Below are 20,362 nucleotides of genomic sequence, written 5' to 3' on the forward strand. Positions count from 1 at the left end.
AAATTTTAGATAAAATGAATTAAAAAAGCCTTCCAAAGACAAATAATAATGTCCACCAGAAAACAGAGATTCCTTCTACCCAAAAAGAAGAAAAATACTTGTTTTGTTGACGTTTTGTAACGAACATCAAGGCTCTCAAAGTCAAAAACATAATACCTCCGGCAATAGCCTCATACATAGAAATAGTGTCTTTCATAAAAATTAGAAAGAAAAACGGGAGCGTAGCAAAGGATCCGAATATTTTAGTATTGGCAACTCCATAACGTTGCGGCAAGGTTTTTAATTCCGGGCTATCATAAGCCATATCACGAATCTCAAAGGGAATCAGCAAAATCAGCACAAATAAAAAGCGCTGTATGCATTCTATCCAAACATCTTTCTCCATAAGTCCACCTTCCGACAATACGGGAAGAATAACAGTCGCCCCTGCCCATACCAAAGCGACAATGAAAATTTTCAATCCTCCCCAACTCCTAAGGTTCTTCGCATTGGGCAACATAGGCACGGCATACAAGCCAGTAAGACCTACGAGTCCGCCAACGCCCATCCATACTTCTAGCTTAAGAAAATAACCATGGTATAAAGCAATGGCCAAGGCTATAAAACTTACCAATTGTATGTTCTTGTGGTATCTATTGGCTACTAAAATATATTTCTTTGCCTCTACCCCATATTTTACAAAATTATAACAGGCAATAGAACCAAAAAAAAGAAACCAAGCCAAGTGTTGGTCTACACCGTATCCCAATGTAATATCCGTTACATGCACAAGTGCGTAAATAGCAAAAGCTACATGTATGGAGGCATCAAGGTAAAAATCAAAAACACGGTTAACAGCCTTCATCGTACAAAACTAACGAAACTGTTCATAAACATCGTTTTTAGTTAAAAACTTTCATCCCACAGAACAATTATGTGATTATTTTAAGGGATAAAATGTCTAATTTTACCGCTCTTATTTATAAGCTATGAAGACAGACGTATTTGCTTTGCGCCATATAGGCATCAGGGAAGAAGATCAAGAGCACATGCTCAAAACTGTAGGTACAGACACCTTAGATCAGCTCATTTACGAAACGATTCCAAATGATATTCGCCTAAAACAACCATTGCAGCTAAATGCAGCTATGAGCGAACATAAGTTTCTAGCTCATATTCAAGAGCTTTCAGAACAAAATGACGTTTTTCGTACCTATATTGGTTTGGGGTATCACGAAAGTTTAACACCTTCAGTAATCAAAAGAAATATTCTAGAAAATCCGGGTTGGTATACAGCCTATACTCCTTACCAAGCAGAAATTGCCCAAGGAAGACTAGAAGCCCTTTTAAATTTTCAAACTGTTGTAGCTGACCTTACGGGAATGGAATTGGCAAATGCTTCGCTTTTAGATGAAAGTACCGCTGCTGCAGAAGCCATGACCATGTTGTTTGATGCTCGTAGCCGCGAACAAAAGAAAAACGGTATTTTAAAATTCTTCGTATCCGAAGAAGTACTACCACAAACATTGTCTCTCTTAAAAACCCGTTCCACGCCACTAGGTATTGAGTTGATTATAGGAAATCATGAAGAATTCTCTTTCTCTCAAGATTTTTACGGAACTTTATTGCAATACCCAGGAAAACATGGTCAATTAAACGACTATGCCGACTTTGTATCCAAAGCGAAAGAAAACGATATTAAAGTAGCTGTTGCAGCAGACATACTAAGTTTAGTACTTCTTACTCCTCCGGGAGAATTTGGTGTAGATGTTGTTGTGGGCACCACGCAAAGGTTTGGTATTCCTCTAGGTTATGGAGGTCCTCATGCTGCATTCTTCGCGACAAAAGAGGCATATAAAAGAAATATTCCCGGTCGGATTATTGGCATCACTAAAGATACTGATGGCAAAACTGCCCTTAGAATGGCACTCCAGACTAGAGAACAACATATTAAAAGAGATAAGGCTACCTCAAATATCTGTACAGCACAAGTACTATTGGCTGTCATGGCGGGCATGTATGCCGTATACCATGGCCCAGAAGGCTTAAAATATATAGCGAATAAAGTACATCGTACCGCAGTAACCTTAGCTGGCGCGTTGGAGAAATTAGGTTTATATCAAACCAATTCCTCTTATTTTGATACGATTACCGTAAAAGCTGATGCCAGTAGCGTTCGGAAAGTAGCAGAGGAAAACGGTGTTAACTTTCTTTATGTTGACAATGAAACTATTTCTATTGCAGTAAATGAAGCCACATCTTTACAAGACCTTAACCAAATTGTCTCTGTCTTTACAGAAGCCCTTGGAAAAGAAACTATAGAAACAGTAAGCCTCTTATCTAAATCTGCAATAACTCCAAGCATACAGCGCCAGTCTTCTTTTTTACAAAATGAAGTGTTCAACAGGTATCATTCAGAAACAGAACTGATGCGTTACATTAAGAAATTAGAGCGTAAAGATCTTTCATTGAATCATTCTATGATTTCATTAGGTTCATGTACAATGAAATTGAATGCCGCTTCAGAAATGTTGCCATTGAGCATGGCACGTTGGGCTAACATTCATCCGTTTGTGCCTGTTGAACAAGCCAAAGGATATCAGTTTGTATTGAAAGAATTGGCCAAAGATTTATCAACAATAACAGGTTTTGCCGCAACATCATTGCAACCCAATTCAGGTGCACAAGGTGAGTACGCAGGCCTCATGGTTATTAGAGCTTACCACGAATCCCGAAATGAGGGACACCGAAATGTATGTATCATTCCAGCTTCGGCTCATGGTACGAATCCTGCTTCCGCTGTAATGGCAGGTATGAAGGTAGTCGTTACTAAGACCGATGAAAAAGGAAATATAGACGTATCCGATTTAGAAGAAAAAGTTTTAAAGTATTCTGAAAACCTTGCTGCTTTAATGGTTACTTATCCTTCTACGCACGGTGTTTTTGAATCTTCTATTAAATACATTACAAAACTAATTCATGATAACGGCGGCCAAGTATATATGGACGGTGCTAACATGAATGCGCAAGTAGGCCTTACTAATCCTGCTATTATTGGTGCCGATGTTTGCCACTTAAATCTTCATAAAACCTTTGCTATACCACATGGTGGTGGTGGCCCGGGTGTAGGTCCTATTTGTGTTGCAGAGCAGTTAGTTCCATTTCTTCCAGGTAACCCTGTCATTGAAACTGGTGGTAATGCAGCCATTACTGCAATTTCTGCGGCACCATGGGGAAGTTCTTTGGTTTGCTTGATTTCTTATGGCTATATAAAAATGCTAGGGGAACAAGGGTTAAGACACTCCACTGAAATAGCTATACTGAATGCCAATTACATTAAACACAAATTAAGTGGAGCCTACGATGTTCTTTACACAGGTGAAAAAGGACGTGCAGCACACGAGATGATTATTGACTGTAGGCCTTTTAAAAAGAGCGGTATTGAAGTTACCGATATAGCAAAAAGATTAATGGACTATGGTTTTCACGCGCCAACGGTTTCTTTTCCAGTAGCAGGAACTTTAATGATCGAACCTACGGAAAGTGAAAGTTTAACCGAATTAGACCGTTTTTGTGATGCCATGTTATCTATTAGAGCAGAAATTAACGAAGCATCTACAGAGGACGATAACAATGTGCTTAAAAATTCACCGCATACCCTAGAAATGTTAACTGCAGATGAGTGGAATTTTCCATACAGCAGACAAATAGCAGCATTTCCGCTTTCGTACATTCAAGAAAACAAATTTTGGCCATCAGTTAGACGAGTTGATGATGCCTATGGAGACCGTAATTTAATATGTACATGTGCACCAATTGAAGCCTACGCAGAGGCAGAATAATTACCGTTAACACTAATAAATACGGGCCTTTTCACTTAAACGAAAGGGGCCGTATTCTTTTCGCACAATTCCGCTAAAGGCCTTGAACATCGTAAAAGTTGTTATGCATGCATAACATTCAATTTGTTATGCATTACCTTGCAAAGTGATAAAATAAATTACGATATGTCAATTGCAATTACAGGAACAGGAAGTTACATACCATCACTAGTCGTTCCTAACGACGAATTTGAAGGTCATAATTTTTTAAATGCAGACGGTTCACCATTTGCTCATGAAAATGCCGTTATCATCCAGAAATTCAAAGGAATTACAGGAATTGAGGAACGACGTTATGTTGAAAAAAATCTGAATACATCTGACATTGGTTTTCTTGCCGCTGAAAAAGCAATTACCGATGCAGGAATTGACAAAGAAACTATAGATTACATCATCTTTGCCCATAATTTTGGAGATGTTTCTCCCGGTAATATTCAAAGTGATAGCTTACCTAGCTTGGCTACAAGGGTAAAGCAACATTTACGCATAAAAAATCCCGCTTGTGTCGCCTATGATTTAATTTTCGGGTGTCCGGGATGGATTCAAGGAACTATACAGGCAAATGCTTTCATTAAAAGTGGGATAGCAAAAAGATGTCTTGTTATCGGGGCAGAAACTTTATCCCGTATTGTAGACCCTCATGATAGGGATTCTATGATTTACTCTGACGGTGCAGGTGCGGCTATAATAGAAGAAACTGACGGTGCTGGTGAAATACTTTCACATGCCAGTGCTACACATGCCTACGAAGAAGCTTATTTCTTATTCTTTGGTAAATCTTATAATAAAGAAAAAGACGACACCAAGTATATTAAAATGTACGGTCGTAAAATTTACGAATTTGCCGTTACTCATGTACCTCAAGCAATGAAAGATTGTCTAGACGAAAGTGGAGTTGCGATAAAGGACCTTAAAAAAATCTTCATTCACCAAGCGAACGAGAAGATGGACGAAGCTATTGTAAAACGTTTCTACGGCCTTTACAATCATGAAATCCCAGAGAACATCATGCCTATGAGCATAGGTAAATTAGGTAACAGCTCGGTAGCTACGGTACCTACTCTGTTTGATTTAGTGCTTAACGGAAAAATAGAAAATCAAGAGGTTCAAAAGGGAGATGTTGTTATCTTTGCGAGTGTTGGCGCAGGCATGAACATTAATGCCATGGTATACAGGGTCTAATTGAACCAGTAACAGCGCAGACAATCAAACTTGCAACCTGTTCAAATGTACGAGAAGACCTATCCGAGTAAACGTTTTCAGCACACCTTAGATTTTCTAAAGAAACATATCCCTCTTGAGGAAACTATTTTAGACCTTGGTGTAGAGAATCCGTTTTCTAAAATCATGAAAGAACAGGGGTATTCCGTAGAAAATACGAAGGGCGAAGATTTGGATATTGACTACTCTTCCCTAACGAACTCTAGCGCAAAAGTAGTTACTGCTTTTGAAATTTTTGAACACTTGTTAGCTCCTTTTAACCCCCTTAGGGAAATAAAAGCAGACAAGATAGTTGCAAGCATACCACTAAAATTATGGTTTTCGCCTGCATACCGCAGCAAAACCGACCCATGGGACCGTCACTATCACGAATTTGAAGATTGGCAGTTTGACTGGCTTCTGGAAAAAGCAGGTTGGGAAATTAAGGATAGAGCAAAATGGACCAACCCCGTTAAAAAGTTGGGCATACGCCCCTTGCTACGTAGTTTTACCCCACGGTACTATATTATCTATGCCGTAAGGAAACAAGAACAATAAACACACAATACTATTTCAATTTCATAGCTTTTGCCCTATTAACGTTTTATAGCCATGCACTATTATGTAATCGTTCCCGCTCATAACGAAGAAGGCTTTTTGGCTGACACCTTAAACTCTATCTTAAGACAGTCCCTACAACCCAAAAGAGTCATTGTAGTGAACGATAATTCTACTGACGACACAGAAGACATCATAGATCAGTTTGTAGCACTCAGCCCAATTTTTGAAAAGTTAAATACCAAATCTTCTACCGAGCACATGCCAGGTAGTAAAGTGATTAATGCATTTAACAAAGGATTACAGCTACTTGATGAAAATTACGACTTTGTTGTAAAACTAGATGCCGATGTAATTCTACCCGATAATTACTTCGAAAAAATCGTTTATATTTTTAGAGGACAACCCAAAGTAGGTATTGCCGGAGGTTTCATTTATGAACAGGTTGAAGATGGGCAATGGAAATTAAACCACCCTATGGATAAAAACCATGTTCGCGGCGCTTTTAAAGCATACACCAAAAAATGTTTCAAAGCTATTGGCGGATTACGGAATGCCATGGGATGGGATACTGTAGACGAATTGCTTGCCCAATATCACGGCCATGAAATTTATACTGATGATGTTTTGAAAATAAAACACCTCAGACCTACGGGAAACGCCTATAACAAAAAAGCTAAGCTTCTTCAAGGAAAAGCAATGTACACGATGCGATATGGATTCTTGATTACCATAATCGCTTCTTTGAAAATGGCTACAAAGCAGCAAAAGCCACAAGCTTTTACTGATAACATGTATGGTTATCTAGAAGCTAAAAAGGAAAAAAAGGATTTCTTGGTAACCAAAGCCGAGGGAGACTTTATAAGGAAACTACGTTGGAGAAATATTAAAAGGAAACTTTTATAATCAAAACAAGATCCTACAAAAAAAAACGCCCGCTTTAACAGCGGGCGTTTTTAATATTTAGTAATCAGGTGTATTATATACCCAACTCTTTTTTTACATCTACTAATAGATCTTTACCCTGGGCTACAATAAGTCCACCACCGGCTTGAGCATCTATTACGTAATCATAACCTTGTGCGGCAGCTACTTTTTCAATGGCAGCTTTAGCCTTGTCAGATATAGGAGCAAAAAGCTCTCCTTGTTTCTTCTGAAGCTCTCTTTGTGCAGCTTGTTGTGCTTCTCCAATGTTCTTTTGAACACCTTGAAGCTCTATTGCTCTTTTTTCGTTCTCTTCTTTTGATTTTGAAGGTGCCTCATTTTGATACAAAGTAGCTTTGTTCTGAAATTCGGTCATTGAACTTTCAATATCGGCATTGTAAGTTTCAGATAATTTTTTAAGTTCTGCTTCTGCAGTTTTCATCTCTGGCATTGCACTTAACAATTGAGTAACATCTATGTGTGCTACTTTACTCTGTGCGTTAACAAAACCTGTAGCGGCTACAAACAATACTAAGGCTACTGCTATTTTCTTTAAGTGTTTCATGATAATTCTAGTTAAAATAATTGAGTGTTAATTTCTGGTTAATGTATCTTTCTCGTTTCACATTTGCTAAGCAAATCGCCGCAATGTATTAAAATTATGTCTATTTAGCAGATGATTGCGAGACTTTGTTCAGTAAACCGTCTTACTCCTCAATTTCTTCGTCATCCTGCCCGTCATCTTGACGTTCTTCTAGCTTCTCTTTTCTCTTTGCTTCACGCTCTTCTAACAGCTTTTTTCTTCGGGCTTCATACGCTTTTTTGCGCTCTTCCCTTAACTTCAACTGCTCAGCACGCTTCTCTTCTACTGTCTTCTCTCTTGCCTCTTGTGCCTTTTCCGCATTCTCTTTTCTTTCCTTTAGAGCATCGCTCATCTCATCTTCTGCCTCTTCATCATCAAACTTGTCTCTACTGTCTTTCTTTGGCTTGCTTATTTTACGAGTCCTAGAAATTCCCCTGAGCACTAAATCACTTATGTCATGTCTATTTTCTGAGTACAACATAACAACATCGGCAGATTTATCAAAAATAAAATCGTACTTCTTGTTTGCTCCTATTTTCTGTACCTCATTAAATACTTGATCCTGTATAGGTTGAATCAGACGTCGCTTTTGCAAAACTAAATCGCCCTGCGGGCCAAAACGGTCTTGCTGATATTCTACCATTTCTTTCTCAAGAATCTGAATATCTTCTTCCCGCTCTGCAATCAACTCATCGGTCAAAAGCACACGCTCCGCCATTAAGTCTTTCTTTACTTGCTCTAACTGACTTTGCTTTTGCTCTATATCTATCTTCCATTTCTGGACCTTATCAGCAAGTTGCTTGTTAGCATCTCTATATTCGTCTACATTCTCTAAGATATATTCCATATCTACGTAAGCAATACGAACACCACGTTGAGCAAAGGTATAGGCAGAACACAAGGTTAACACCAGTACAAAAAGAACGTTTGATTTTGTTTTCATTTCATTATCGTTTTATCCAATAGAAAATATCGTGCCAAAATTACTAAAACTTTTAAAATGAGTGTTTTAGCACAAAGGACGATTCCTTAAATTAAAACTGTTGGCCAATAATGAAGTGTGTTTGAAGTCCGCTGGGTCCAGTTGCACCTGTATTATCCTCATCAAACCCATAACCAAAATCAATACCTAATAATCCGAATGCCGGCATAAAAATGCGCAGCCCCACTCCGGCCGATCGTTTTATTTCAAACGGATTAAATTCCTGAAAATTGTTGAAGGCATTACCACCCTCCATAAATGCAAGCATATAAATGGAAGCCGAAGGTTTTAAAGTTAAAGGATAGCGCAGTTCCAATGAGAATTTATTATACACTAAACCACCTTCTTGTTGCCCTGTAATAGGGTCAAGAGGAGTCAATGATTGGTTTTCATATCCTCTTAATTGAACCACATCACGGCCATCTAATGTAAAGTTCCCTAAACCGTCCCCACCTACGAAGAAACGTTCAAAAGGTACATCACCTACATCATTATTATAGTTACCCAAGAAACCGAACTCTGCGTTAGTACGCATAACTAAATCGCCTACTAAAGTAGTAAACCAATCTCCTTTAAACTTTACCTTATAATACTCTAACCATCTAAAACGTTGTTGATCGACATCTTCTAACTCCGCTGATTCTGCAGTTGTCAAACCTATTGTAGCGTCCTTAATACTCAATTCCGTACTACGATCTCGCAATGTTTCAAAATCTTTATTACTAAAGAGTGAGTACGGCGGTGTTAGTTTTGCAGTTACTTCAAAATTAGAGCCTCCTCTTGGGAAAATACGGCCACCAGAAGTAGCGTTTCTAGAAATCCCTAAGGTATAGGCAAAAGAGTTAGATTTTCCGTTACCAAAATTGAACAACCCAATATCATAATTATTGAACTCATACAACTGATAACTTAACGAATGGGATATTGTAAAGAAATCATCTGGCCATTGTACACGTTTTGCCAAACCTGCGGTTATTCCTGTTATAGAAAATCCTCGGTCTTTATCTACTTCTATACTACTACTAGTAGAGTTGTTATAATCCACTCCAAACTGTTGCGTTCTAGAAAGATTTAAACTAAACTGTACTGGTTTTCTACCACCCAACCAAGGCTCTGCAAAATTAAGACTGTACACCCTAAACGTTCTACTAGCCTGTATTCTCATGGCAAAAGTCTGTCCATCACCCATAGGTACCGGTTTATACTCTTCACCATTTAAAATATTCTTAATTGAGAAGTTATTGAACGAAAGTCCTAACGTTCCAATAAAACCGCCTCCTCCGTAACCACCTTGTAATTCTATCTGACTTGAGCCAGATTCTACCAAGTTGTACTTAATATCTACAGTACCTTCGTTAGGGTTAGGGTTAAGAATGTCCGGCTTAATCTGTTCTGCATCAAAGTAACCTAACTGTTGAAGCTCACGAATTGTTCTGATGATATCACTCTTATTATATTTTTGACCTGGACGCGTTCTTAGTTCACGATAAATTACGTGATCATTTGTACGATCATTACCAACTATGTCAATATGATTAAGAAAAGTCTCTTTACCTTCTATTACACGGATTTCAAAATTAATGGTATCATTTTCTGCGGAAACCTCTACTGGGTTAATACTTGAAAACAAATACCCGTTGTTTTGGTATAAGCTGGTAACATCATTAGGCTCAGGTTTAGAATCGTCTGCAATACGCTCTCTTAACAAAACACCATTATAGGTATCCCCTTTCTTTATACCCAATACCGAGGCCAATTGACGATCTGTATAGACACTGTTACCAACAAAGTCTACATCACCAAAGTAGTATTTATTACCTTCTTCTATTTGGTATTTTAAGATAATGTTGTTTTCATCTACCTTAATTAAAGAATCGGAAATGATACGCGCATCACGATAACCGTTCTCGGCATACTTATCGGACAATAGCTCTAAATCATTTTCGTAATCTTCTTCAATAAATTTAGATTTCTTCCAAAAACGCCAGAAACGTTTTTCTTTAGTTTTCTTAAAAGCTCCTTTTAATTTTTTATCCGATAACTGTTCGTTACCCTCAAAAATCATTTCCTTTATTTTTACCTTATCACCTTTATTTATGTTAACCGCCATTTTCTGAGCATTGGTCTCAGAAGTATCTTTAGCTACAATAATGGATGTTTTGGCATTTAGAAAGCCTTGTTTTTTATACTTATTATCAAGGTAGTTCTTAGTGTTAGCTATTAAACTCTCGGTGATTTTCTTTCCTTTCTTAAGGTCCGTATCCTTTAATATATCATCTACTTTCCTAGGTTTAACCCCAGTAACAGTAACACTGGACAGCGTTGGTCTTTCTATAATATTCAATTCAAGAAAAACTTTATCGCCTTCTATATTGGTCACATAGAAATCAATGTTCTTAAAAAGTTCAAGACCCCAAAGTTTGTTGATAATCCCACTAATCTCGTCTCCGGGAAGCGTAATAGGTTGCCCCACACGTAATCCTGTATACGTTTTTACGGTCTGCTCGTTATAACTTTGCAGTCCGGTGACTTCTAGCCCACCTAAAATGTACTTTTTGCCATCCTCAAAAGAAAGTTCTTGTGCGGAGCAAAATGTAGTTGCAAAAATTAATAGGAGTGTAATAAAAGGTTCGAAGGATATGAACCTTTTCATATCGCTAATTGAGTTGTTCGCTGGTTTTTCCAAATCTTCGTTCTCTGTTCTGATAACTTTTTATGGCTTCTGCCAAATGTTGACTACTAAAATCGGGCCAAAATACTTCAACGAAATACAATTCCGCATAGGCAATCTGCCATAGTAAAAAATTGCTGATACGATGCTCTCCACTAGTGCGGATAAGCAAATCTACATCAGGCAAATCGTGCGTGTAAAGATGGCTATTAATAATGGTTTCGTCAATGTTTTCAATTGAAATTATATTATTTTTAACTTTGGCACTTATTTGTTTTACTGCGTTTTTGAGCTCTTCTCTCGCACCATAACTTAAAGCCAAAGTAAGGGTCATTCCTGTGTTTCCCCTTGTTTTCTCCATTACCTCCTTAAGCTCCTTATTAGCTTTTTTGGGTAATGACTCCAAATCTCCAATAGCATTCAACCTAATATTGTTTTCTGAAAAAGTCTTCAATTCTTTCTTTAATGAGGACACTAAAAGCCGCATTAAAGTATCGATTTCAATTTTTGGTCTTTTCCAATTTTCTGTGGAAAAAGTATATAGGGTAAGATACTCCAGCTTTATTTTAACGCAGTTTTCAACTGTTTCTCGTACAGTTTTAACTCCATTCTCATGTCCAAAAACGCGAAGTTTGCCTTTTTGCTTTGCCCAACGACCGTTTCCATCCATAATTATGGCAAGGTGACGTGGCATTTTATTTTTATCTAATTCTTCTAGGTCAACCATAAGGAACTGATCATACTGCTCTAATAAACATTCTTTTGGTTAGGTATATTTTATACCACTAACCTATATGCCCATGCGTTTTGAGCGCACGGCAAAAATAGCCTATAAATTTGAATTATGCATAGTTAAGGCCAGATCAAGAAAAGAAAATAAGGGTTTACTAGGAATGTTACTTACTCAAAACATTCATTACAAGGCTTTCTACCAAAAGTATAGGTTAGCGTTAATCCGGAGAATACATACCAATCATTATTGAACACATTACCAAATCTAAGATCGTCTAATTGGCGATTTACATTAAGCTTTTCAGGATTACTACCATCTAGGTTATCCGTAAATGTATATCGTGCACCTATTTCCGCTCCTAATATTAAAAACTGATTCAATCTAATCTTTGCACCAACAGTCATTGGTATAGCTAAAGTCCCATCTCTTTGAGAAACACTTAAGAATTGTCCCGCATCAAAATAATTGTAATCATATCTAACATACGTAATACCCGTATATAAATAAGGTGTGAATGCAGGTCCCATTTTATGTAGATTATACTCTACGAAGTTAAATTCAAGTCCGGCAGAAGCCTCCAAAAGAGAATTATCCATTTGATACCCTCTCTGCTGGCGAGAAGGATCATTGGATTTTACATCGTCTGCATTAAACTTTGCATAAATAACACTAGCACGCCATGCATAACGTTTGGCTATATTCCATTTAAAAATACCCCCAATAGCAACATCAGATGGTGAAATATAAGTAGTACGCCCTACATCTCCAATAAGATTGGCTCCTCCGGCAAATATACCGGCCTCATAGGTTTGTGCTCCTATACTGCCAAAAGTGCATAGTAAAACTATGACAATGAAATGCTTCATAAATCGTATTAGTTTGCGAATATAACAATTGCACCCAACTATTATATTAATGTTCTCAAATGATAAACAGGATTTGCGGATTTTTATTGTCTGCTAAAGATTCAATTACGGCTATCTTCTCCCCATAACAGTTTATTCCGAAGGGTTTTTAAAAAGCTCTCAGATGTATATTCTATCATTTTAATTACGAAGTCCGCCTTTTTAATGCGAATTTCCTTTCCGTTCTCTACAGATGCTATTCTAGAATCTAATGAAATAAGATGATTGTCCTCCCTACCCGATACCTTTAAACGTATCTCTGTATCATCCGAAATAACCAAAGGTCTTGCATTTAGATTATGAGGTGCTATTGGCGTTAACACCAATGATTTTGCCGTTGGCTCTATTACCGGTCCACCACAACTTAAAGAATATCCTGTAGAACCTGTAGGCGTAGAAATGATAAGACCATCTGCCCAATAAGATGTAAGGTATTCGTTGTTTAAATACGTTTCTACCGTAATCATAGAGGTCGTATCTTTTCTACTTACCGTAATCTCGTTCAATGCAAAATGTAATCCGTTTAATTCTGGAATATCTGCTCCCTTATCAACCTCTACCAAACTTCGTTCTACAATAGTATATGAACCCGTTTTAAATTCTTGTACAACTTTACGAACCTCTTCTTTACTAAATGTAGAAAGAAACCCAAGACGACCAGTATTTACACCAACAATGGGTATACCGGAATTCCTAACAAAGGTGGTTGCTCTTAAAATAGTACCGTCGCCACCAAAACTAACGAACATATCAAAAGAACTATCTAGTCCTTCCGTGTCCGTGAATGTGGCATAATTTGCGGAATTGTGTTTTTCAGAAAGAAAATCGTGGAATTCTTTTTCAATAGCTATTACGGCATGCTCTTTTTCAAGCTCATCAAGCAACTCCATTACATACTGCAATGTGTCTTCTTGATACATCTGACTGTAAACGGCAACTTTCATTCCTTAATCTTTATCGTGATTATTAAAACCATTTGGCCTTACGCGACAAAAATAAGGATTGTACCCTTGACTAATTCCCCTTTTTGAAGAATAAAGCAAGAAATTCTAAACGTTAAGATATTTGTCTAGATAATCTGACCGCTCCTTTAAATCTTCCAAGAACTGATCATCCGTATTACCGAACAACACATTGTAATTGTACCGACGGAACGTCTGAAGAATATCATTTATATTAGAAGAAGCTACTTTAATAGTTATTTGAACGACATCATTTTTAGAATCGGTGATAAAGCCACCAATTAGCTTAGTATTGTTACTTTCAACAATTTGAGCAATTTCACTAAACGAATAATCTTTGATGCCTTTTGCAACAACTATAATACCACCTGGTTCTGTAAAGAACGGGGTATCTATAAAGACGCTTACAATATCAGTAAGATCATAATAACCATCTATTCTTCCTTTTTCGTCAAGAATGGGCACGAGATTGGCCTCATTTCTGGCAAAAACTTCAAGAACATCTAACCAACTGGTCTCTTTTCTCACGAAAAAGGTTTCCAAATCATAACGATATTGTTCTATCTTTTCCTTGATATCAAAATTCTCCAGATCATTTTCACTAAGCAAACCTAAGTATGCCCCGTTCTCTGTTACAGCAACGTGCGAGTACGTGGTATCCTTAAAAAAGGTTATTACCTTAGCTAATGAACTACCTATTTTAAAGGACGGAATGTCTGTTACTATTTGGTCTTGAATATGCATAACTCTTTCTACTAAACGCAAAATACTAATTAAAAATATCAAAAGGTATGCCTAATTTGTATTTTTGTACCAAATGGTTAATTCTATCGGTAAATGACAAAATTAAGTGTAAACATCAACAAAATTGCAACCTTAAGAAACGCCAGAGGTGGCAATATGCCCGATTTATTGAAAACAGCAGCCGATATTGAGTCTTTTGGCGCACAGGGTATTACTATACACCCTAGACCTGACGAAAGACATGTTCGCTATCAAGATGCGAGAGACTTAAAAAATCTAGTCACTACGGAGTATAATATAGAAGGAAACCCGGTTGAAAAATTCATAAAACTTGTTCTTGAAGTAAAGCCCACACAGGTTACTTTGGTACCAGATGCCGTGGACGCCATTACATCAAATGCGGGCTGGGACACCATAAAACATAAAGACTTCTTAACAGAAGTTATCCAAACTTTCAAAAATGCGGGTATACGCACTTCTATTTTTGTTGACGCGGAAACCAAAATGATAGAGGGTGCTGCGAAGACAGGAACCGACCGTATTGAACTCTACACAGAGAGTTACGCAGAACAATACACCCAAGGCAACCACAGCGAAGCTGTCAAACCTTTTTCAGAAGCTGCCAAAATAGCATATAAATGTGGTTTAGGTATTAATGCAGGACATGATTTAAATTTAGACAACATTAAATACTTCAAAGAGAACGTTCCCCATTTATTAGAAGTTTCCATTGGTCATGCCCTAATTTGCGAATCGCTTTACTTGGGCCTGGATAACGTTGTAAATATGTACCTGAATAAATTAAAATGACAGAAATTTTACACTCCAAAATACTTGGAACCGGCACTCCCCTTTTAATATTACATGGTTTTCTAGGAATGTCCGATAATTGGAAAACTTTAGGCAACCAGTATGCAGAAGAAGGTTTTGAAGTACACCTCATAGACCAACGCAACCATGGTAAAAGTTTTTGGTCTGATGATTTTGATTATGATTTACTGAGCGAAGATCTCAAAAACTACTTGGAAGCCCATCAATTGGAAAATGCCATAATTATTGGGCATTCTATGGGAGGAAAGACCGCAATGCAGTTTGCTTGCAGTTACCCAACTTTGGTAAAAAAGATGATTATTGCGGACATTGGCCCTAAATTCTATCCACCACATCACCAAACTATTATTGATGGTTTGAACGCGCTAAACTTAAACGAAATCAAATCTAGGAACGAAGCAGATTCTGAACTAGGCAAATATATTACCGATTTTGGAACAAGACAGTTTTTGCTCAAGAATCTTTATTGGGTAGAAAAAGGTCAATTAGGTTTTCGTTTTAATCTTAAGGTTTTAAGTAAAAAAATGAACGAAATAGGGGAAAACATTGGAGCTACGGACTTTTATAACGGACCTGTGCTTTTTCTTCGTGGTGACCGATCAGAATACATAATGCCCAACGAAATTTCTGAATTCAGGAAACACTTCCCGGCAGCAGAAATGGAAACTATAGACAACGCTGGACATTGGCTACATGCCGAAAACCCAAAGCAGTTTTTTGAAAAATCGATGGTATTCCTAAAATCATAACAAATCTTTATCTTTAAGGGTGGCGAAATTGTTCACCTCACAACAAACATCTTTAACTTATGAAACTTATTTTACGTGTTCTATTAAGCGCCCTGGCCGTAGTTATACTTTCAAAAATATTACCACATGTTTTTGTAGACAGTTATATGACCGCCATTATAGTAGCTATAGTACTTAGCCTCTTGAATTTTATAGTGAAGCCAATTCTTGTTATACTCACTTTACCTGTCACCATTTTAACATTAGGCCTTTTCCTCCTGATAATCAATGCTATTATAATTTTATTAGCAGACAATCTTATTGATGGATTTAGGGTAGACGGTGTTTTATGGGCCATACTTTTTAGTCTCTTATTATCCTTTCTCCAATCTATATTGTTTTCCCTTTTGAAAGATGATGAAAAATCGTAACGATTGTTTGAACCACAACGATTTAAAAACTTGCTAGCGTACATTAATTACACTACTTTTGCATCCCATTTTATGGAAACAAAAAAGAAGATTTAGATGAATATTACAAAAGAGCAGATCGACGATCTAAATGCCATCGTTAAAGTGGCTATCACTAAAGAAGATTATCAAGATAAGGTAGACACTATCCTAAGTGACTATAGAAAGTCTGCCAATGTACCTGGCTTTAGAAAAGGTCATGTACCAATGGGCTTAATAAAAAAGCAATACGGAAAGGCTGTTTTAGTAGACGAAGTAAATAAACTTCTTCAAGACAATCTTAACAAATACCTTACTGAAGAGAAATTAGATGTTCTTGGGAATCCACTTCCTAAACAACAAGATAATTTTGATTGGGACAACGAAGAACTTGCTTTTGAATTTGAATTGGGTCTTGCTCCTGATTTTGAAGTTCCGTTAAAAACAAAAAAACCAATTACACATTATAAAATCGTTGCCGATGACAAAATGGTTAACGAGCAAGTTGACCGTATTCTTAAACAACACGGGAAACTTATCAGCAAGGATGCTGTAGAAAAGGACAACGAAGTAAGCGGTACTTTTAAAAACGAAGAACAAGAAATAGACAATAAAGCCACTTTAGAACTTGACAAGATCAAGAGTAAAAAAGCTTTGGACGCCCTAAAAGGTAAAAAAGTAGGTGATGTTGTTACATTGAAGTCTAAAGGTCTTTTTAAAGAAGACTATTTACTTTCAAGCGTTTTTGGTGTTTCTCAAGAAAAAGCAGCGGACCTAGATATTGAAGCTACTTTTACCATAGAGGAAATAAACGAAAGAGAGCCTGCTAAACTAGACCAAGAGCTTTTTGACAAGCTTTTTGGTAAAGACGAAGTTAAATCTGAAAAAGACTTGAAGCAACGTATCAAGGATGATTCAGAAAAACAATTCGAGCAGCAGTCAGATCAAAAATTATTGAATGACATTACCGAATATTTTATTGAAAACACAAAATTTGAACTTCCTTCAGAGTTTTTAACCAAGTGGATTCAAACTACTGGCGAAAACCCATTAACTGAAGAAGAAGCCAATGAAGAGTACGAAAAATCCGAAAAAGGACTTCGCTACCAACTTATAGAAGGTAAGGTCATTAAGGAAAATGACATTCAACTTCAGTTTGACGAACTTAAAGAATTTGCAAAAGGTTTTATTAAGCAGCAAATGGCACAGTTTGGTCAATTAAACCCTCAAGAAGAAGAGTTAGACAATATTGCAGCACGTGTATTGGGCAACCAAGACGAAGTAAAGCGTTTGTCCGAACAGTTAATGAGCCAAAAACTACTTACCCTTTACAAAGAGAAAGTAAACCTTAAGACCAAAGAGGTTACTTACGAAAACTTTGTCAAGGAGGTTTACGGGTAACATTTCCAAAAAATTATAAGTATCTTTACGGTGCCGAAAATATTATTTTCGGCACCTTTTTTTATTTCATACCCCAGTAATTTAAACATCGAACAAAAAAATATGGATTACGGAAAAGAATTCAAGAACTACGCTATAAATCACCAAGGTATTAGCAGTACCTATTATGATTCGATCTTAACAAGCATGTACCCAGTTGGTCTTACACCCAACATTATTGAAGAACGTCAGATGAACGCTGTTGCCATGGACGTATTTTCTAGATTAATGATGGACCGTATTATCTTCTTAGGAACAGGTATTAATGATCAGGTAGCGAATATCGTACAGGCACAATTATTGTTTTTGGCCAGTACAGATGCTAAAAAAGACATTCAGATATACATTAATTCTCCAGGAGGAAGTGTTTATGCCGGTTTGGGCATCTATGACACTATGCAGTTCATTTCTCCGGACGTTGCTACTATTTGTACTGGAATGGCAGCCTCTATGGGCGCTGTGCTTCTTTGTGCAGGTGAAAAGGGAAAACGTAGCGGATTAACGCACTCTAGAGTAATGATTCACCAACCCATGGGTGGCGCACAAGGACAAGCTAGCGATATTGAAATTACCGCTCGTGAAATCTTAAAATTAAAATCAGAGTTGTATGAAATCATTGCCAAGCACTCTGGTCAAACAATAGAGAAGGTTACTGATGATAGTGATCGTGACTATTGGATGAAAGCCGAAGAAGCACAGACTTACGGCATGATTGATGAAATTTTGGTAAGGGGTAAAGAATAATTTCGACCAAATGCGTACTATTAATTGGTTTTTCGATTAACACGATGAACCAAAACGCATTTATTTGCGTTTATTTTTTCAAAGAAAGTATACTTTAATATGGCTAAAGAAAATTTAGAATGTTCGTTTTGTGGCAGAAAAAAGCCTGAGACCAATCTTTTGATTGCAGGTCTTGATGCACACATATGCGATCGATGTATAGAGCAAGCCCACGGTATTGTAACAGAAGAATCTAAACAAACCAAGACAAATGACCTTTCTTCAGAACTTACCCTGAAGAAGCCTGTTGATATTAAAACGTTTTTAGACACTTACGTTATTGGACAAGAACGTACCAAGAAAGTAATGTCTGTTGCAGTTTATAACCACTATAAAAGGCTTTTACAGCCTAAGTCCAAAGAAGACGATATAGAGATTCAAAAAAGTAATATCATAATGGTAGGCCAGACGGGTACAGGTAAGACCCTTATTGCCAAAACCATTGCCAAAATGCTTAATGTACCTTTGGCTATTGTTGATGCTACGGTTTTGACCGAAGCTGGTTATGTAGGTGAAGATGTAGAAAGTATTCTTACCCGTTTACTACAGGCGGCAGATTACAATCTTGAAAAAGCAGAACGTGGTATTGTTTTTATAGATGAGATTGATAAGATAGCACGCAAAAGCGATAATCCTTCTATTACCAGAGATGTATCTGGTGAAGGTGTTCAGCAGGGACTTCTTAAGTTACTTGAAGGTACGGTTGTTAATGTTCCACCAAAAGGAGGGAGAAAACACCCAGACCAAAAGTTCATTGAGGTAAATACGGAAAACATCCTATTTATTGCAGGAGGTGCTTTTGACGGAATTGAACGTGCCATTACCAAAAGACTAAATATGCAGGCTATTGGATATAGCGCTGCAAAAACTGATGATGTTTTAGACTTAGACAACATTCTTCAATATATAATCCCTAAGGATTTAAAAGAATTTGGTCTAATTCCTGAAATTATAGGAAGACTTCCGGTACTAACACACATGAACCCATTAGATGAGAAAACGCTAAGAGCTATTCTTACTGAACCTAAAAATGCTATTATAAAGCAGTATGAAAAGCTGTTCGCGATGGATGATATTGTTTTCACCATTACCGATCAGGCTTTGGATTATATCGTTAAGAAGGCTATTGAGTACAAATTAGGAGCTAGAGGCCTACGGTCTTTATGCGAAGCGATTTTTACCGATGCCATGTTTGAAATGCCGAGTAATGACGAAACGGAATTTAAGGTTACCAAAGCTTACGCCGAAGGTAAATTGTCTTATGAGACCATTAAAAAACTGAAAGCAGTTTCTTAAACTCTCAGACATAAATCACTAAAATAAAAAAGCGGAATCACTTATAGTGATTCCGCTTTTTTATTTCCTTGAGTGTTAGTTTAAAACCTCTGGATTATCAAATTGCTTTTTGCTTGTTAGTTTTTACTGATTTTTGGGTAACCGTATTCAACAAATCAAGACAAACTTTTTTAATTATTTTATCATCGGAATACATGTTATGGCTAAAACCACTAACTAGCTCACCTTCTATTCCTATTTCTTTGTACCAAGATGCTTTCGGTCTGTAAACATCGCCATCACCGAACAAAAGCCTGATTTGACCTTCTGGTTTTTTCACTTCCGAGCGAACTCTTGTAGAAGAAACTGCGTATAATGACTTCATAGGCAAACCTAAAAGAGCTGCTTTCCATGCTATGGCTCCACCTACACTAAAGCATAGATAATGTGCCGGTTCTTCTTCTTTCTTAAGGAGATGTGCTACAGCAGTATCAATTCCTCCATCAACAAATGCCTGATGAACGTTTTCTTCTGAATTTACTTTTACATCTATATTCCCCAATTGTTGGCAATCATAAAAAGTAATATTAAAATGCTGTTGAAGGTACCCGAGGTACGAGGTTATCCAGAGCCCTTTTTTAGCTCCCCACATATCGGATAAGATTACTAGTCTTTCTGCCATAATATTAAATTTAATTTGCCTTTAGGTTAGGTTTGGAATTCAATTTCAATAT

Annotated in this window: 19 protein-coding genes; 10 read left to right on the forward strand and 9 right to left on the reverse strand. The window is 37.1% G+C overall.

Translation table 11 applies throughout. The features are described from left to right. Positions 1-19: 19 nt before the first annotated feature. Positions 20-844: a UbiA prenyltransferase family protein gene (locus IWB64_RS02610; RefSeq protein WP_194532538.1), complete on the reverse strand. Its 825-nt coding sequence runs from the start codon at positions 842-844 to the stop codon at positions 20-22. Positions 845-968: 124 nt separating this feature from the next. On the opposite strand from IWB64_RS02610, the gene gcvP reads away from it, so the two are divergent. From gcvP to IWB64_RS02630, 4 genes are all read left to right on the forward strand, one after another. Further along, on the forward strand, positions 969-3,821 hold the full coding sequence (gene gcvP / locus IWB64_RS02615) for an aminomethyl-transferring glycine dehydrogenase (protein ID WP_194532539.1): 2,853 nt from the start codon (positions 969-971) through the stop codon (positions 3,819-3,821). 165 nt (positions 3,822-3,986) lie between these two features. Then, on the forward strand, positions 3,987-5,042 hold the full coding sequence (locus IWB64_RS02620) for a 3-oxoacyl-ACP synthase III family protein (protein WP_194532540.1): 1,056 nt from the start codon (positions 3,987-3,989) through the stop codon (positions 5,040-5,042). Positions 5,043-5,087: 45 nt separating this feature from the next. After that, positions 5,088-5,618 carry a methyltransferase gene (locus IWB64_RS02625; protein ID WP_194532541.1) on the forward strand — a complete coding sequence of 177 codons (531 nt, stop codon included), beginning with the start codon at positions 5,088-5,090 and terminating at the stop codon, positions 5,616-5,618. Positions 5,619-5,672: 54 nt separating this feature from the next. Continuing rightward, complete coding sequence (locus tag IWB64_RS02630) at positions 5,673-6,524, forward strand: glycosyltransferase (protein ID WP_194532542.1); 852 nt, start codon at positions 5,673-5,675, stop codon at positions 6,522-6,524. 73 nt (positions 6,525-6,597) lie between these two features. On the opposite strand, the gene IWB64_RS02635 is transcribed toward IWB64_RS02630, so the two are convergent. From IWB64_RS02635 to IWB64_RS02665, 7 genes are all read right to left on the reverse strand, one after another. Beyond that, positions 6,598-7,107 carry an OmpH family outer membrane protein gene (locus IWB64_RS02635; protein ID WP_194532543.1) on the reverse strand — a complete coding sequence of 170 codons (510 nt, stop codon included), beginning with the start codon at positions 7,105-7,107 and terminating at the stop codon, positions 6,598-6,600. A 142-nt stretch (positions 7,108-7,249) separates the two neighbouring features. Continuing rightward, the gene (locus IWB64_RS02640; protein WP_194532544.1) at positions 7,250-8,068 is read right to left on the reverse strand and encodes an OmpH family outer membrane protein; all 819 of its coding nucleotides are present in this window, start codon (positions 8,066-8,068) and stop codon (positions 7,250-7,252) included. Between the two features lie 91 nt (positions 8,069-8,159). Further along, positions 8,160-10,760, reverse strand: coding sequence for a BamA/OMP85 family outer membrane protein (locus IWB64_RS02645; RefSeq protein WP_194532545.1), 2,601 nt, complete (start codon positions 10,758-10,760; stop codon positions 8,160-8,162). A gap of 4 nt (positions 10,761-10,764) precedes the next feature. Further along, complete coding sequence (locus IWB64_RS02650) at positions 10,765-11,505, reverse strand: isoprenyl transferase (RefSeq protein ID WP_194532546.1); 741 nt, start codon at positions 11,503-11,505, stop codon at positions 10,765-10,767. Between the two features lie 173 nt (positions 11,506-11,678). Continuing rightward, positions 11,679-12,377 carry a type IX secretion system protein PorG gene (porG, locus tag IWB64_RS02655; protein ID WP_194532547.1) on the reverse strand — a complete coding sequence of 233 codons (699 nt, stop codon included), beginning with the start codon at positions 12,375-12,377 and terminating at the stop codon, positions 11,679-11,681. A 101-nt stretch (positions 12,378-12,478) separates the two neighbouring features. Then, a complete protein-coding gene (locus IWB64_RS02660; protein ID WP_194532548.1) occupies positions 12,479-13,360 on the reverse strand; it encodes an NAD kinase in 882 nt (293 codons plus the stop codon). A gap of 105 nt (positions 13,361-13,465) precedes the next feature. Further along, a complete protein-coding gene (locus tag IWB64_RS02665; RefSeq protein ID WP_194535785.1) occupies positions 13,466-14,122 on the reverse strand; it encodes a CBS domain-containing protein in 657 nt (218 codons plus the stop codon). 93 nt (positions 14,123-14,215) lie between these two features. Between IWB64_RS02665 and IWB64_RS02670 the strand changes: the two genes are divergently transcribed. From IWB64_RS02670 to clpX, 6 genes are all read left to right on the forward strand, one after another. Continuing rightward, positions 14,216-14,932 (forward strand): pyridoxine 5'-phosphate synthase, encoded by a 717-nt coding sequence (locus IWB64_RS02670; protein ID WP_194532549.1) that lies wholly within the window; start codon positions 14,216-14,218, stop codon positions 14,930-14,932. Further along, on the forward strand, positions 14,929-15,702 hold the full coding sequence (locus IWB64_RS02675) for an alpha/beta fold hydrolase (protein WP_194532550.1): 774 nt from the start codon (positions 14,929-14,931) through the stop codon (positions 15,700-15,702). The genes IWB64_RS02670 and IWB64_RS02675 overlap by 4 nt, the downstream gene beginning before the upstream one ends. A 59-nt stretch (positions 15,703-15,761) precedes the next feature. Continuing rightward, positions 15,762-16,112 (forward strand): phage holin family protein, encoded by a 351-nt coding sequence (locus IWB64_RS02680; protein ID WP_194532551.1) that lies wholly within the window; start codon positions 15,762-15,764, stop codon positions 16,110-16,112. Between the two features lie 96 nt (positions 16,113-16,208). Continuing rightward, positions 16,209-17,531 carry a trigger factor gene (tig, locus tag IWB64_RS02685; RefSeq protein WP_194532552.1) on the forward strand — a complete coding sequence of 441 codons (1,323 nt, stop codon included), beginning with the start codon at positions 16,209-16,211 and terminating at the stop codon, positions 17,529-17,531. 102 nt (positions 17,532-17,633) lie between these two features. After that, entirely contained in the window at positions 17,634-18,314 is a 681-nt protein-coding gene (gene clpP, locus IWB64_RS02690; RefSeq protein ID WP_194532553.1) for an ATP-dependent Clp endopeptidase proteolytic subunit ClpP, read from the forward strand. A gap of 99 nt (positions 18,315-18,413) precedes the next feature. After that, positions 18,414-19,649 (forward strand): ATP-dependent Clp protease ATP-binding subunit ClpX, encoded by a 1,236-nt coding sequence (gene clpX / locus IWB64_RS02695; protein ID WP_194532554.1) that lies wholly within the window; start codon positions 18,414-18,416, stop codon positions 19,647-19,649. A 97-nt stretch (positions 19,650-19,746) separates the two neighbouring features. Here clpX and IWB64_RS02700 read toward each other — a convergent pair whose 3' ends face one another. After that, the gene (locus IWB64_RS02700) at positions 19,747-20,310 is read right to left on the reverse strand and encodes a hypothetical protein (protein WP_194532555.1); all 564 of its coding nucleotides are present in this window, start codon (positions 20,308-20,310) and stop codon (positions 19,747-19,749) included. Between the last annotated feature and the right edge of the window lie 52 nt (positions 20,311-20,362).

It is taken from the genome of Zobellia nedashkovskayae (genome assembly GCF_015330125.1).
Lineage (GTDB): Bacteria > Bacteroidota > Bacteroidia > Flavobacteriales > Flavobacteriaceae > Zobellia > Zobellia nedashkovskayae.